The organism is Albimonas marina, assembly GCF_029223255.1.
Taxonomy (GTDB): Bacteria; Pseudomonadota; Alphaproteobacteria; order Rhodobacterales; family Rhodobacteraceae; genus Albimonas.
The window spans coordinates 142453-157708 of the sequence record NZ_JARHUC010000002.1; the positions used below are offsets into that span (position 1 = coordinate 142453).

At 71.9% G+C, this 15256-nt stretch carries 12 protein-coding genes; 9 read left to right on the forward strand and 3 right to left on the reverse strand.

What is annotated here, in order from left to right:
• Positions 1–22 precede the first annotated feature (22 nt).
• The 5 genes from P2H44_RS04470 (at position 23) to P2H44_RS04490 (ending at position 6508) form a co-directional block, all read left to right on the forward strand.
• Complete coding sequence (locus P2H44_RS04470) at positions 23–2218, forward strand: ABC transporter permease (protein ID WP_275762240.1); 2196 nt, start codon at positions 23–25, stop codon at positions 2216–2218.
• Entirely contained in the window at positions 2215–3327 is a 1113-nt protein-coding gene (locus P2H44_RS04475; protein WP_275762241.1) for an SMP-30/gluconolactonase/LRE family protein, read from the forward strand. Before P2H44_RS04470 ends, P2H44_RS04475 begins: the two co-directional genes overlap by 4 nt.
• Positions 3327–4829, forward strand: a complete 1503-nt coding sequence (locus tag P2H44_RS04480; RefSeq protein ID WP_275762242.1) for a sugar ABC transporter ATP-binding protein — start codon at positions 3327–3329, stop codon at positions 4827–4829. The genes P2H44_RS04475 and P2H44_RS04480 overlap by 1 nt, the downstream gene beginning before the upstream one ends.
• A gap of 30 nt (positions 4830–4859) precedes the next feature.
• Positions 4860–5672, forward strand: a complete 813-nt coding sequence (locus P2H44_RS04485; protein ID WP_275762243.1) for an SDR family NAD(P)-dependent oxidoreductase — start codon at positions 4860–4862, stop codon at positions 5670–5672.
• A 218-nt stretch (positions 5673–5890) separates the two neighbouring features.
• Complete coding sequence (locus P2H44_RS04490) at positions 5891–6508, forward strand: helix-turn-helix domain-containing protein (RefSeq protein ID WP_275762244.1); 618 nt, start codon at positions 5891–5893, stop codon at positions 6506–6508.
• Here the strand turns inward: P2H44_RS04490 and P2H44_RS04495 are convergent.
• The gene (locus tag P2H44_RS04495; protein ID WP_275762245.1) at positions 6505–7443 is read right to left on the reverse strand and encodes a LysR family transcriptional regulator; all 939 of its coding nucleotides are present in this window, start codon (positions 7441–7443) and stop codon (positions 6505–6507) included. The genes P2H44_RS04490 and P2H44_RS04495 overlap by 4 nt on opposite strands.
• A gap of 110 nt (positions 7444–7553) precedes the next feature.
• Here P2H44_RS04495 and P2H44_RS04500 point away from each other — a divergent pair, with 110 nt between their 5' ends.
• From P2H44_RS04500 to P2H44_RS04515, 4 genes are all read left to right on the forward strand, one after another.
• Positions 7554–8825: an acyl-CoA dehydrogenase family protein gene (locus P2H44_RS04500; protein WP_275762246.1), complete on the forward strand. Its 1272-nt coding sequence runs from the start codon at positions 7554–7556 to the stop codon at positions 8823–8825.
• Positions 8825–9571, forward strand: a complete 747-nt coding sequence (locus P2H44_RS04505) for an SDR family NAD(P)-dependent oxidoreductase (RefSeq protein ID WP_275762247.1) — start codon at positions 8825–8827, stop codon at positions 9569–9571. Before P2H44_RS04500 ends, P2H44_RS04505 begins: the two co-directional genes overlap by 1 nt.
• 14 nt (positions 9572–9585) lie before the next feature.
• Positions 9586–10638, forward strand: coding sequence for a phosphotransferase family protein (locus tag P2H44_RS04510; RefSeq protein WP_275762248.1), 1053 nt, complete (start codon positions 9586–9588; stop codon positions 10636–10638).
• Positions 10639–10748: 110 nt separating this feature from the next.
• Entirely contained in the window at positions 10749–12407 is a 1659-nt protein-coding gene (locus tag P2H44_RS04515; protein WP_275762249.1) for an acyl-CoA synthetase, read from the forward strand.
• Between the two features lie 304 nt (positions 12408–12711).
• Here P2H44_RS04515 and P2H44_RS04520 read toward each other — a convergent pair whose 3' ends face one another.
• Positions 12712–13251 carry a GNAT family N-acetyltransferase gene (locus P2H44_RS04520; protein ID WP_275762250.1) on the reverse strand — a complete coding sequence of 180 codons (540 nt, stop codon included), beginning with the start codon at positions 13249–13251 and terminating at the stop codon, positions 12712–12714.
• Positions 13248–15164, reverse strand: a complete 1917-nt coding sequence (locus P2H44_RS04525) for a multiheme c-type cytochrome (RefSeq protein WP_275762251.1) — start codon at positions 15162–15164, stop codon at positions 13248–13250. Before P2H44_RS04525 ends, P2H44_RS04520 begins: the two co-directional genes overlap by 4 nt.
• Between the last annotated feature and the right edge of the window lie 92 nt (positions 15165–15256).

The window sequence follows — 15256 nt, forward strand, 5'->3', positions numbered from 1 at the left end:
GACCCGACCTGAGCGAGGGCGCATGAGCACCCAGACCGCCGCCGGACCCGCCCCCGCCGCGCCGAAACGGCCCGGCGCGCTCGCCCGGCTCCGCCACCGCTTCTCCTTCAAGCTCTGGCTGTCGGAGCTGCTGTCCAAGACCTGGATGGAGCCGGCGATCCCCTTCGCCCTGCTGCTGGCCATGGTGCTGTGGTTCATGGCGACGGTGCCGAACTACGCCAGCTGGTCGAACGCGCAGTCGCTCCTCTCCCAGTTCCCGGAATTCGCTTTCGTGTGCATGGCGATGGGGCTGGTGATCATCTCGGGCGGCATCGACCTGAGCGTGGGCGCGATCTTCGCCATGGCGGACCTGACCGCGCTGGTGCTGTTCAAGCTCGCGGGCCTGCCCATCGGGCTGGTGTTCCTGGGCACCGTCGCCGTGGGGGCGGCGCTGGGGGCGGTGAACGGCATCCTGGTCGGCTACGTGAAGACCCGGCCGTTCCTGACCACGCTCGTCTCGCTGATCGTGCTGCGCGCGGCCTACAACATCATCAGCCAGGACTACGCCTTCGACCTCGCGCTCGCGATGGTCGAGAGCCCGACCTGGACCTTCATGGGCGACGGGCGGGTGCTGGGCATCCCCACCAACGCGCTGGCGCTGATCGCGGCGCTGATCGTGGGCCACATCTACCTCGCCCGCTCCCGCCCCGGCATCCAGCTCACCGCCGTGGGCGCCGGCCGCAAGGCCGCCCGCCACGCCGGCATCCGGGTCGAGCGGACGCTGTTCTCGGCCTACGTGCTCTCGGGCGCGCTGTGCGGGATCGGCGGCTTCTTCTTCGCCGCAAGGCAGGAGAGCGCCGACGCCACCACCGGCCTCGCGTGGGAGATGCAGGCGCTCACGGCCGCGGTGATCGGCGGCATCTCGCTCGCGGGGGGCAAGGGCACCTTCTGGCGGGCGCTGATCGGGGCGGGGATCGTCTTCCTGCTGATCAACGGCCTGGTGCGCCAGGGCGTGGTCGGCGACGTGACGCTGGTGCTGCTGGGGGCGATCCTGCTCGCTGCCGTCGCCATCGACGCCAAATGGGCCAAGCACCGGGGCAAGTTCGTCGCCCGTATCTACGTGAACCCCACCTACGTCGCCTACGACCCGCCCCCCGCGCTCGCGCGCGACTGCGGCACGGCCTATGCCGAGAACGACGGCCTCTCGGGCGCCCAGGCCATCGGCGAGGGCAAGGTCGAAGGCCCCGAGGACGTGATCATCGCCCGCGACGGCTCCCTCTTCTGCGGCACGCGCGAGGGCTGGATCCACCGCTTCTGGGGCGAGAACTTCGAGCATCACGAGATCCATGCCCGCATCGGCGGCCGCCCGCTGGGCTTCGCGCAGGACCGGGACGAGAACCTGATCGTCTGCGTGGGCGGCATGGGCGTCTACGGCATCCGCCCGAACCGCGAGGTCTTCAAGGTCACCGACACCACCAACCGCACCTGGTCGAAGCTGAACGACGACCGGCGGCTGCGGCTGGCCGACGACCTCGACATCGCGCCCGACGGCTCGATCTACTTCTCCGAGGCCACGATCCGCTACGAGATGACGTCCTGGGACCTCGACGGGCTGGAGGGGCGCGGCAACGGCCGGCTGATCCGCCACGACCCCAAGACCGGCGTCACCCGCACGATCCTCAAGAACCTGCCGTTCCCCAACGGGATCTGCATGGCGCACGACGGGCGCAGCTTCCTCTTCGCCTCGTCCTGGCTGTGCAAGATCTACCGCTACTGGATCGAGGGGCCCAGGGCCGGCACGCACGAGGTCTTCATCGACAACCTCCCCGGCAACCCGGACAACATCAACCGCTCCTCCGACGGGGGCTACTGGATCGCCATGGTGGGCATCCGCACGCCGACCATCGACCTCGCCATGGCCGACCCCGACTTCCGCCGCCGCATGATCCGCGAGATCCCCCGCGACGAGTGGCTGTTCCCCGGCCTGAACAACGGCTGCGTGGTGAAATACGACGACGCCGGGAACGCCGTGCAGTCGCTGTGGGATCCGGGCGGGCGCAGCCATTCCACCATCACCTCGATGCGCGAGCACAAGGGCTGGCTCTACCTCGGCGGGCTCGAGAACAACCGCATCGGGCGCGTGAAGCTCGACGGCGCCGACCCGACCTGGACCGGCTGGGACAGCTACTGGGGCGACCGCGCGGGCGTGGCCGCCGGGATGCGGGAGGCCGCGGAATGAGCTTCGCACGCCGCCTGAAACGGGACGTGGACCAGATCCTGTTCCCCAACCGCGACCGCCACGCCATCCCCTCGATGGACGGCGCGATGAGCCCCAACGACCGGCTGGACCGCGCCCATCCGGTGGGCGACCCCCTGCCCGGCGCCGACGGCCTGTGCCCGGCGCCCGAGAGCTTCGGCGGCGGGGTGCTGGTCTCCGCCGGCCGGCAGGTTCTGCGCCTCTCGGGGCCCGGCTACGAGACGCGGGAGCTCTTCGCCGAGCTCGACGGCCCCGTCGGCGCGCTGGCGCTGCACCCCGACGGGCGGGTGCTGGCCTGCGTGCAGGGCGTGGGGCTGATGGCGCTCGCCCCCGACGGCGGCCGCGCGACGCTGGCCGAGGCCGAGGGCGCGCCGCTGCCCAACCTCACCGACGTGGCGGCGGCGCCCGACGGCTCGATCCTGCTGGCGCAGGGCTCGCGCGATCATGCGCCCGACGACTTCATCCAGGACCTGATGGCGCTCGGCCGCTCCGGCCTGATCGCCCGCGCGGCGGCGGACCTGGGCTCCGCCAGGGTGCTGGCGGGCGGCCTGCAATACCCCGCCGGCGTCGCCGTCCAGGGCGACCTCGTCCGCTTCACCGAGGCCTGGACCCACCGCCTGCTGACCCTGCCCCTCGCGGGCGGTGCGACCAAGACGGTGGTCCCCAACATGCCCGGCTACCCCGGCCGCCTGTCGAAGGCCTCCTCCGGGGGCTGGTGGCTGACCCTCTTCGCCATGCGCACCCACCTGACCGAGCTGGTGCTGCGCGAGGACGACTTCCGCGCGAAGATGACCGCCACCATCCCGCCCGAGCACTGGATCGGACCCGCCCTGCGCACCACCGGCAGCTATTACGAGCCCCTGCAGGCCGGCAACGTGAAGAAGCTGGGCGTGGTGAAGCCCTGGGCCCCGCCGCGCAGCTACGGCCTCGCCATCCGCATCGACGACGCCGGAGAGCCGCTGGAATCCCTCCACTCCCGCGTCGGCGGCCAATGGCACGGGATCACCGCGACGCTCGAGCGGCCCGAGGGGCTGCTGCTGGTCTCCAAGGGCCAGGGCCAGGTCCTGCTCGCCGGCAAGGAGGCCGCATGATGTCCGACGCCCCCGCCGCCCCCATCGTCGCCGTCGAGAACGGCTCCAAGCTCTACGGCGGCATCCACGCCATCGAGGGCGTGAGCTTCGACATCCGCGCCGGGGAGGTCCACGCGCTGGTCGGCGAGAACGGCGCCGGCAAGTCCACGCTGTGCAAGGCCATCGCCGGGGCCATCCAGCTCACCTCCGGCTCGCTGAAGATCGACGGGACCGAGCGCACGCTCGCCCGCCCCGCCGACGCTTTGGACGCGGGCATCGCCATGGTCTACCAGGAGACCTCGCTGGTCCCCACGATGACGGTGGCCCAGAACATCGAGCTCGGCTCCGAGCGGCTTTTCGACACCGCCGCCGCGCGCAACATCCGCGCCCAGCAGCTGCTGCAATCGCTGAATTTCCAGGTGGAGCCGGACCAGCCCGTGGCCGCGCTGGGCGCCGCCAAGCGCCAGATGGTCGAGATCGCGCGCGCCATCTTCCTCAAGGCCCGCGTCATCATCTTCGACGAGCCGACGGCCACCCTGACGCCCGAGGAGATCGTCCACTTCTTCCACCTGATCCGCGACCTGCGCGAGCGCGGCGTGGGGGTGATCTTCATCTCCCACGCGCTGGAGGAATCCCTGCGCATCGCCGACCGCATCACCGTGCTGCGCGACGGCAGGCACGTGGTCACCGAGAGGGCCGAGAACCTGACCCGCGAGGCGATCGTGCGCCACATGGTCGGGCGCGAGGTCGCCTCCGGCCGCCAGGTCCGCGCCGCCCCCCGCAAGCGCGGCGAGAAGGTGATGTCGGTCGAGAACGTCACCATGGGCGCCATGGTGCGCAACATGAGTTTTTCCATCTACGCCGGCGAAGTGGTCGGGATCGCGGGCCTGATCGGCTCCGGCCGCACCGAGATCGCGCGGGTCATCGCAGGCGCCCTGAAGCGCGACTTCTTCAACGGCGGCATGATCTACCTGCGCGGCAAGCCGGTGCGCTACCGCGTGCCCGCCCAGGCCGTGCGCGACGGCATCGCCTACGTCACCGAGGACCGCAAGATCGACGGCTTCTTCGAGACGATGGACATCGGCGACAACATCTACCTCGGCCAGCTCGCCGCCGGGCGCGGCGGCCGCTTCCGCTTCTCCGGCAAGGGCCGCGAGAGCGTGGCGAGCCGCTGGATCAAGGCGCTCAACATCCGCGCCCTGTCCAAGGACAGCCGGGTGGTGGAGCTCTCGGGCGGCAACCAGCAGAAGGTCGTGATCGGCAAGTCCATGGCCCAGGACCCCCAGATCGTGATCTTCGACGAACCCACCCGCGGCGTCGACGTCGGCGCCATCGCCGAGATCCACCAGATCATCCGGGACCTTGCGGACGAGGGCCGCGCCGTGGTGGTGATATCGTCCTACCTGCCCGAGGTGCTGGCCATCTCGGACCGGATCCTCGTCGCCCGCGCCGGCCGGATGGTCGCCGAGTTCGACCCCGAGGACGCGACCGAGGACAAGATCATGTACGCGGCCATCCACTGAGCCGCGTCCAGAAAACCCCAAGGAGGAAGCATGCCCACCAACCAGCCCCCCTACGACCACCGCTCCCGCTCCATCGCCGGCTGCATCGCGCTGATCACCGGCGCGGCCTCGGGCATGGGCCGGGCCACCGCCCACCTGTTCGCGCGGGAGGGCGCGAAGGTCGCCCTCACCGACCTGACCAAGGAAGGCGTCGACGCGGTGGCCGAGGAGATCGCCGAGGCCCGCGCCTCCGACCCCTCGATCGGCGAGACCTTCACGCTGGCGATGGACGTCTCGAAGCTCGACGCCATCCAGTCGGGGATCAAGGCCGTGACCGACCACTTCGGGGGCCTCGACATCCTGGTCAACAACGCCGGCTTCTCGGCCTGGGCGCCCATCGACGACGCGGACGAGTACGAGCGCCAGTGGGGCCGCTCGATCGACGCGATGCTGACCGCGCACCAGCGCACCATCCGCACCTCGCTGCCGTTCCTGCGCAAATCCTCGAACCCGCGGATCATCAACATCGCCTCGACCGAGGGCCTGGGCGCCACGCCCGGCAACACCGCCTACGTGGCGGCCAAGCACGGCGTCATCGGCATCACCCGCGGCTTCGCCTGCGACCTGGGCCCCGAGGGGATCACGGTCAACTGCATCTGCCCCGGCGCCATCCGCACCGGCATCACCGAGCGGATCTCGGAGGAGCACAAGACCATCTTCGCCAAGCGTCGGGTGGCGCTGAAGAAATACGGCCACCCCGAGGACATCGCCAACGGCGTGCTGTCCTTCGCGCTGCCGTCGGCCTCCTACATCACCGGCACGGCGCTGCCGGTCGACGGCGGGCTGACGATCCGCAACGCCTGAGCGGGACCCGGGCGGCCGTTGCGCCGCCCGCCTGCCGCCGGTAAGCGTTCCCCGGCCCCTCCCGCGAGGGGCCGGACCGGCGGGGCTCGCCCCGCCCTTTTCTCGGCGGAGGACATCCCCTGGCCCCGGCCCGCGACGACATCGAGGACGCCCCCGACGACGCCCCCGAGCCGGGCGGCAAGGGCGAGCGCACCCGCCGCCGGATCAAGTCCGCGGCGATGAAGCTGTTCGCCGAGAAGGGCCTGAACGGCGTTTCGGTGCGCGAGATCAACCAGGCCTCCGGCCAGAAGAACGCCGGATCGATCAACTACCACTTCTCCTCGCGCGACGACCTGATCGGGGAGCTGATCCGCGACTGCGCCCGCGCGCTCGACGCGGTGATGGACGCGCGGCTGGCGGCGCTCGAGGCCGCGCCCGAGCCCCCCACCATCCGCGACATCGCCGAGATCCTCGCCCGCCCCGTGACGGCGGAGGAGGAGCAGGCCCGCGACCCGGCGCTCGACTTCTCCCGCCGCTTCCTCGCGCAGGCCCTGATCTCCCATCGCGACGTGATGTTCGACGCCATGCATGGCGAGGACCAGGCGATCCGCCGGGCCTTCGACCATGTCCGCCGCCTGGCGCCCGAGCTGCCGGGACCCCTGCTCCAGCAACGGCTTCGGCTGGCCTTGCTCTACTTCACCGCCGTCGCCTCGGCCCGCGAGGCCGCGCGCATGGGCGTGAACCGGCATGAGCCGCTGTGGTCACACCCCGCCATCGACGCCAACATCGCCGACACGGTCGAGGGGCTGATCACCGCCCCCGTCTCCGCCCAGACCCGCGCGGCGCTGGAGGGCTAGGAGGCGACGGGCGAGGCCTCGGCCCGCGCCTCGGCGAAGCTCCAGAAACGCTCGGCCAGCGGGCGGGGGGCGCGGGGGCGGCGGATCATCACCAGGTCCGTCGAGACGCCCCCGCCCTCGATCCCCACGGTCGCCAGCGACGGGCCCACCGCGGGGCGCGCCATGTCGAACCAGCCGATGTCGACCGCCGCCACCCCGGTGCGCAAAGCCAGCCGCATCAAGGAGATGGCGTCCGCCTCGCCGGCGCGCACCGTCTCCGCCCCCACCTCCGCCAGCCAGCGCCCGACGCCCGAGGCGAGCGGCCCGCCATGCACCCGCCCCACCACCGCGACGCGCACGCCCTTCAGCTCCGCCTCCGCCACCCTGGCCCTTCCGAAGAACGGATGGCCGGGGGGCGCCAGCAGACCCACGCGGCGGGTCGCCAGCACGCGGGCCTCGAACTCCGCCCCCCGCACCGCGTTGATCGGCGAAAGCTCGTCGCGCGCCGACGGCTCCAGCGTCAGCGCCAGGTCCGCCTCGTCCGTGCGCACCGCGTCGTAGAGGCGCGAAGGGCTGAGCGCGAGGACGTCGATGCGGGCCTTCGGATGGCGGGCGGCGAAGGCCTCGGTCAGGGCCGCGCGCTCGGCGATCAGCGTGGAGTCCAGGGGCGCCGCGACGCGCAAGTCATTGGAACGGATCTCTCTTGCCCTTTGCAGCGCCCAGTCATGCTCCAGCACCACGCGCTTGGCGTTGGTGATCAGGCCCCGTCCCTCCCGGGTCAGCGAGACCCGGCGGGAGGTGCGGTCGAACAGGCGGAAGCCGAGCCGGCGCTCCATCTCCTTGATCATCGCCGAGAGCGCGGGCTGGGAGATGTTCAGCTCCGCCGCCGCCCGCGTGAAGCTTTCATGCTCGGCCACCTTCACGAAGGCGCGGAACGGGGTGGCTTCGAGGTCCATGTCGGCTCCGATCCATAAGCGATTCCGAATGATCGCCGAAGAATCCGTTATTGGAAAGCGCGGCCGCGCTGCGCGACCCTCCGCGCAACCAAAGACCGGAGGACAAGCCCATGTGGTCGTTCGAGACCGACCCCGAATTCCAGAAGGAGCTCGACTGGATCCGCGATTTCGTGCGCGAGAACGTCGAGCCCCTCGACCACATCCTGCCCAGCCAGTGGAACATCCATGACGAGGGCTTCAAGCGCCTCGTCCGTCCGCTGCAGGCCAAGGTGAAGGAGCGGGGCCTGTGGGCCTGCCACCTGGGCCCGCACCTGGGCGGCAAGGGTTACGGGCAGCTGAAGCTCGCGCTGATGAACGAGCAGCTCGGCCGCTCCCGCTTCGGCCCGATCACCTTCGGGACCCAGGCGCCGGACACCGGCAACTCCGAGATCCTAGCCCACTACGGCACGCCGGAGCAGAAGAAGAAGTGGCTGGAACCCCTTCTGAACAATGAGATCGTCAGCTGCTACGCGATGACCGAGCCGCAGGGCGGCGCGGACCCGCTGATGATCGAGACCACAGCCGAGCAGGACGGCGACGGCTGGGTGATCAACGGCGAGAAGTGGTTCTCCTCGAACGCCAAGTTCGCGGCCTTCTACATCATCATGGTGAAGACCGAGCCCGAGGCGAACGACCCCTACCGCCGCCAGTCGATGTTCATCGTAGACGCCAAGAGCCCCGGGATCGAGATCATCCGCGACTACGGCTACCACGGCCAGGCGGAGCCCGAGCACGCCCATGTCCGTTGGACCAACGTCCGAGTTCCGCCCGAGAACCTGTTGGGATCGCGGGGAGATGGCTTCGCCGTCGCCCAGACCCGCCTCGGCGGCGGACGCCTGCACCACGCGATGCGCGCGATCGCCGAGAGCCAGAAGTGCCTCGACATGACCTGCGAGCGCGTGGTCTCCCGCAAGACCAAGGGCGAGCCGCTGTGGAAGCAGCAGATGGTGCAGGAGCGGATCGCCGACGCCTGGATCCAGCTTCGCCAGTTCCGCCTTCTGGTGCTCGAGACCGCGTGGCTCGCGGACCAGGGGCATGACTGGAAGGATCTGCGCCAGCAGGTCTCGGCCGTGAAAGTCATGATGACCAAGGTGTTGCACGACATTTCTTCGATGGCGCTTCACCTTCACGGCTCGCTCGGCATCACCACCGACGTGCCGTTCTCGGACCACCTGATGAACAGCTTCATGATCGGCCTCGCCGACGGTCCGACCGAGGTGCACAAGTCCGTGGTCGCCCGGCAGCTGCTGAAGCAGTACCAGCCCAACCCCGAGATGTTCCCCGATTACGTGCGCTGGAAAGCGCAGGAGAAACAGGCGCAGCGCCTGCAGGAGGCCGGCTGATGGCGTTCGAGAACCACGACACCGACTTCTCCGGCAAGCGCGTCCTGGTGGTGGGCGGCTCGGCCGGCATCGGCAACGCGGTCGCGCAGGGTTTTCTGAAGAGAGGCGCGGAAGTCCATGTCTGGGCGCGGAAACCCTCGGCCAAGGACTACGAGGGCGTGCCCGAGTCCGACCTCGAGGGGATCCACTATCACCAGATGAACGTCGCCGACTTCGAGGCGGTCGAAAACTGGCAGGCGCCCTTCGACAGCCTCGACGTGGTGGTCTGCGCCCAGGGTCACGTGATCTATAAGCGCGGCGAGTTCAAGTGGAAGGGATTCCAGGAGGTTACGGACGTCAACCTCACCGCCAACATGGTCATCATCGACAAGTTCCTGCCGATGCTGGAGAAAACCAAGGGCTCGGCCATCGTGGTCAGCTCGACGGCGGCCTATCACGCCACCGTCGGGAACCCGGCCTACAACGCCTCGAAGGCCGGCGCGGTGGCGCTGGTGCGCACGCTGGGGGCGGCCTACGCGCGCTCCGGCGTGCGGGTGAACGGGCTCGCGCCCGGCTTCGTGCCGACGCGCATGACCGAGGTCACCACGGCGCGCGAGGACCGGGCGGACGCCATGCGCTCGCGCATCCCGATGGGGCGCTTCGGCAAACCGGAGGACATGGCGGGCGTCTGCCTGTTCCTCGCCTCGCCGCTGGCGGCCTATGTCACGGGGCAGACCATCGCCTGCGACGGCGGGTTGGTTCTGTGAGCCAACGCCCTGACATGGCGGAAGAAACCACGGGACGGGAGGTCGGCGGCGTCGACCTCGACCGCCTCGCCGCCTGGATGGACGGCGAGGGGTTGGGCGAGGGGCCGATCGAGGCCGCCCGCCCCCTCTCGGGCGGCACGCAGAACGTGCTTCTGCGGTTCCGACGGGCCGGGCGGGACTATGTCCTGCGCCGGCCGCCGCCGGTTCCGCGGCAGGGCTCGAACCGCACGATGGAGCGCGAGGCGCGGGTGCTGGCGGCCATCGCCGGCTCCGACGTGCCCCATCCGCGCCTGATCGCCGCCTGCGCGGACCCCGAGCCGCTGGGCGTCGCCTTCTACCTGATGGAGCCGGTGGAGGGGTTCAACGCGGTCACCGGCCTGCCGGAGCTGCATCGCACAGACCCCGCCGTGCGCCGGCGCATGGGCTTTGCGCTGGTGGAGGGCATCGCCGCCCTTCACAACGTCGACCATCTCGCCGCGGGGCTTGAGGATTTCGGCAAGCCGGAGGGCTATCTCGCCCGCCAGGCGGATCGCTGGCTGGCGCAGCTGGTGGACTACGAGCGCCACGCCGAATGGCCCGGCCGCGCGGGCCTGCCCGGCGTCGACCGCATCGCCGACTGGCTGCGCGAGAACCTGCCGCCCGAGCAGGCGCCCGGCATCCTGCATGGCGACTATCAATTCGGAAACGTGATGTATCGCCCGGACTCGGGCGACCTCGCCGCCATCGTGGACTGGGAGCTCGCGACCATCGGCGATCCGCTGGTGGACCTGGGCTGGATCGTCGCCTGCTACCCCGGCTCCGGCGGGCCGGAGCTGCCGGTCCTCAAGATCGAGCCGTGGGACGGCTTCCCCACCGCCGAGGAGCTGATCGCGCGATATGGCGAGCTGTCGAGCCGGCGATTGAATCATATCGACTGGTTCATCGTGCTCGCCTGCTTCCGCCTGGGCATCATCCTCGAGGGCACCCATGCGCGGGCCTGCGCGGGGCGGGCGCCGAAGGCCACCGGCGATCTTCTGCACGCGACCGCGGTCGCGCTGATGGGGCGCGCGCTGCACCGCATCGGCTAGGCCGCCCGACACCTGGCGCAGGAGGGGCCGGCGCGCCCCCGCGCCCCGACGGCCCCGGCGAGGGGCGACGCGAGCGCCCGGCAAGAGGCGCCCAACCGGGAGAGAAACGCATGCTGCTGCCCCCCATGACCGACTACTGGGAGACGGTGCGGAGCTACAGCCGCCCGCCCCTGCCCGAGACCTTCAACTTCGCCGACGTGGTCGACGGCCACGCGCAGGACCCCGGGCGCCAGGCCCTGATCTGGACCAACGCCGAGGGCGACTGGAAGCGCTTCACCTTCGCCGAGATCGCCGAGCGCTCGAAGCGCATGGCGTCCGTGCTGCGCGACCAGGGCGTGGGGCGGGGCGACCGGGTGATCGTGATGGTGCCGCGCATCCCTGAGTGGCAGATCGCGATCACGGCGCTGGCGCGGCTGGGGGCGGTGGCGGTGCCCTGCCTGACCATGCTGACGCCCAAGGACCTCGAATATCGCATCGAGGCGACCGAGCCCAAGGCGATCCTGACCGTGCGCGGCGAGACGCCGAAGTTCGAGGGCCGCGTGCCCGCGAACTGCGCGAAGCTCGCCGTGCCCTACGGGCCGGGGGAGATGCCCGACGACTGGACCGACCTGCGCGCGGCGATGCGCGGCGCCTCGGCCGAGATCGGGAGCGAGCGGATGCGGCGGGAGGATCCGGGCTACATCTACTTCACCTCCGGCTCGACGGGGACGCCCAAGGGGGTGACCCATACCTCGATGTTCGTGCTGGGGTTCCACGAGATCGCGGCCTACTGGTTCGACATGAACGACCAGTCGCCCGACGACATCTGCTGGGGCACGGCGGACACGGCCTGGGGGTTCAACGCGACCTCGACGTTGATGGGGCCGTGGCTGGCGGGGGTCTGCGCCTTCGTCCACGACGGGCCCTTCGATCCGCGCAAGCGGCTGGAGTTGATCGAGACCTGGGGGGTGACGATCTACGCGGCCGCGGCCTCGGAATACCGCTGGATGCTGGGGGAGGACGTGGCGTCGTTCGACCTCTCGAAGCTGCGGCTCTCGATCACGGCGGGCGAGAGCCTGGACGCGCCGACGGCGGAGCGGTGGATGCGGCTGTCGGGGACCAAGTTCCTGGAGAGCTACGGGCAGACCGAGAGCTTCATGTCCATCGCCAACTTCCCCTGCGCCGAGATCCGCCCCGGCTCGATGGGCCTGCCGATGCCGGGCTTCCCGGTGGACGTGATCCACGAGGAGACCTGCGAGCCGCTGGGGCCGGGCGAGACCGGGGCGGTGGCGCTGAAGTGCCCGTTCGACGGGCTGATGCTGGGCTACTGGCGCGACCCGGAGCGGACGGAGGCCTGCTTCAGGACCGCCGCCGACGGGACGAAGTGGTTCATCACCGGCGATCTCGCGCGCAAGGATGCGGACGGGTATTTCTGGTACGAGGGGCGCGCGGACGACGTGATCAACGCGGCCGGCTACCGGATCGGCCCGGCGGAGGTCGAGGGGGCGGTGATGTCCCACGACGCGGTGCGCGAATGCGCCTGCGTGGCGAGCCCGGACGAGAAGCGCGGCGTGGTGGTGAAGGCCTTCGTGGTGCTGCACGACGGGCACGCGGCCGACGAGGCGATGGCCAAGGCGTTGCAGGACCACGTGAAGGCCCAGACCGCGCCCTACAAGTACCCCCGCAAGATCGAGTTCCTGGACGAGCTGCCCAAGACCGTCTCGGGCAAGGTCCAGCGCCGGGTGCTGCGCGACCTGGAATACCAGCGCGCCCGCGAGCGGGTGGCCTGAGGGGAGGCGCCCACCCCCTCGCCGCCCTCGCCCGGCGCGTCTTGCCGGAGGCGCCGCGTCGGGCCGCGCGCCCTGCCCCGCGCCTTCGCCCGCGGCGCGCGGCCGGCGGGGCGTCAGGCCCCCCGGCCGACCGTGAGAGACGGAGCGGCCGGGCACGAGGGTCGCCGCGCGCCGCGGGCGCAGCGCGGGGACCCGCGCGACGCTGGCCGCGGCGCTCCCAGACCGCGCCTCAGGGCGCGAGCCCCGACCAATCCGCAGGGCGCGAGCCCCGACCAAACCACAGGGCGCGAGCCCTGGCGGGGCCTCAGGGCGCGAGGCGCCAGCGCATCACGATGTTGGAGGATCTCCAAAGGGGGCCGGGGTCGGTGAAGCGGCCGGCCTCCTCGCCGCCCTGCGCGCGGTAGAAGGCGCGGGCGGGGGCGTTCTCCTCGACGACCGAGAGGGCCGCGGCCGCGTGGCCCGCCTCGCGCAGGCGGGCGAAGGCGGCGGCGAGAAGCCGGGCGCCGAGGCCGCTCCCCCGGGCTACGCGGCGCACGTAGAGGTGCTTGATCTCCGCCGCCCCGCCCATCGCGGGATGGGTCGAGGGGGCGAAGGCGACCACGCCGACGGGGACCTCGCCCCGCACCGCGACCAGGGCGCCGGTCGAGGAATCGGCGGAGGCGAGCGTCGCCTCCCAGACCGGCAGGCGGCGGGCCTCGTCGAGGCGGGCCAGCGCCTCGGGCGGGGCGAGGTCGGCGTAGGTCTGCCGCCAGACCTCCACATGCAGGCGGGCGAGCGCCGGGGCGTCGGCGGGAAGTCCCGCCCGCAGCAGCAGGCCGGGGGCGGCCGGGGCCGCGGCGCTCACGGACGCCCCCCGGCCTGGCGCATCATTTCGGCGAGGGCGGGGTGGCCGGGGTTGGCGGAGAGCGCCTCGGCCAGGACCGCCTGCGCGGCCTCCGCGCCCTCGGTCGCCGCGGCGATGCGGGCGCGCATCACCCAGGCGTCGACCAGCTGGGGGTCGAGCTCGGTGGCCTCGGCGAAGGCGGCCGCGGCGCCGGGAAAGCGGCGCGTGGTCAGGGCGAGCCCGGCGAGCTGGAGATGCGTCTCGGGGAAGTCGAGGCGGCTCGCCATCGCCGCCTGCCATTCGCCCATCGCCGTGCGCAGGTCGGTGGCGATGCGCGGGGGCATGTAGGCGACCGGCGCCCCCAGCATCGCCCGCGCCGCCGCCTGGCGCACCAGGCGCACGGGATCGCGCAGCAGCGTCGTCAGCTGGGCGAAGCTCTCCTGCGCCGGCAGGGCGCGCAGGGCGCCGGGGGCGCCGGCGCGCACCAGGGGATCGGGGTCCGACAGCAGCGGCAGCACCCGGCGCGCGGCCTGCGGGTCCTGCGCCCCTTCCATCAGCCACAGGGCGGTGGCGCGGGCGATGCCGGGCTGGGAGGGGTCGAGCGCGAGGTCCGCCAGCGCCTGCGCCGCGCCGGCCGCGTCGGCCCGGCCGCGGGCGAGGGTGACCCCGAACTGGGGGCGGGCGGCGGCGGCGGGGAAGCGCGCCGCGATCTCGGCCGCGGCCCAGGCGGGGTCGCGGTCGGCGTGGCAGCCGGTGCAGGCGTCGGGCGCGCCGGTGGCCTGGGCCAGGTCCGGGCGCGGGATGCGGAAGGAGTGGTCGCGCCGCCCGTCGATGCGCATGTAGTCGCGCGAGACCATGTGGCAGCTGACGCAGCGCGCGCCCTCGCTCTCCGGCGGGTGGAAGTGGTGCTCGGCGCTGGCGAAGTCCGCCTGCGGCAGGGAGGGGAAGCGCGGGTTCCCGGCGGGCGAGTGGCACTGGGCGCAGAGCGCGTCGCCCTCGATCTTCACCTGGGCGGCGTGGGGATCGTGGCAGTCCATGCAGCCCACGCCGCGCGCGTACATCTTCGACTGCAGGAAGGAGCCGTAGACGTAGACCTCGTCCAGGATCTGCCCGTCGGCGTGGTAGAGGCCCGGGCGCAGCAGCGCGAGCGAATAGGCGTCGGCGTAGGGGGTTCCGGGCGGCGGGGAGCCCGGCAGGAACGCCTCGCGCCGCGAATGGCAGCCGGCGCATTGCTGCATCGTCGCCTCGACGTCCGCCACGTCAACCGCGAAGCCGGGATCCGCGCCCTGCCCGCCCTGCGCCCAGGCGGCGTGGGCGGCGCCGGGGCCGTGGCAGGCCTCGCAGCCCACGCCGATCTCGGCCTGGGTCGAGGCGTAGCGGCGGCTCGCCGGGTCGTAGCCCTTGTCGTAGGCGGTGGCGTGGCACTCGGCGCAGCGGGCGTTCCAGGTCTTGTAGGGGCCGGTCCAGTGCAGGCCGTCGCCCGGCGGCAGGTCCTGGTCGGGGTAGAGGTGGTACCAGGTCCCGCGCTCGGCGTCCCAGGCGAGGTCGAAGCTCTGCAGGCGGCCAGGCTCGGTCTCGAGCACGTATTGCTGGAGGGGGGCGATGCCGACCACGCCGCGCACCGGGTAGGCGCGGCGCACGCCGTCGGATTCGGCGACGGTGATGCGCGGGTCGCCGTCGGGATCGGTGGTGAAGCGGGCGCCGAGGCCGTTGTCGGAGAACTCGGCGTCGTCGAAATCGCCCAGCACGTGGGGTTCGTCCGGCCGGGTCCAGGCGAGGTCGTGGTGGGAGCCGGTCCAGGCCTCCGCCTCCGCCGCATGGCAGCCGGCGCAGGCCTCGGAGCCCACGTATCCCGCCTGCGGCCCGTCCTGCGCCAAGGCGGGGACGGCCAGGGCCGCGAGAATCGGCAGGATCAGGAACGCGAGGCGACGCATGGGCGGGCTCCGAAACCGGGCGCCGCCGCCGGGAGGGCGGGCGGCGGGGCGGACCGCGCCCTGCGCCCGAGGCTAGACCGGGGCGACGTGTC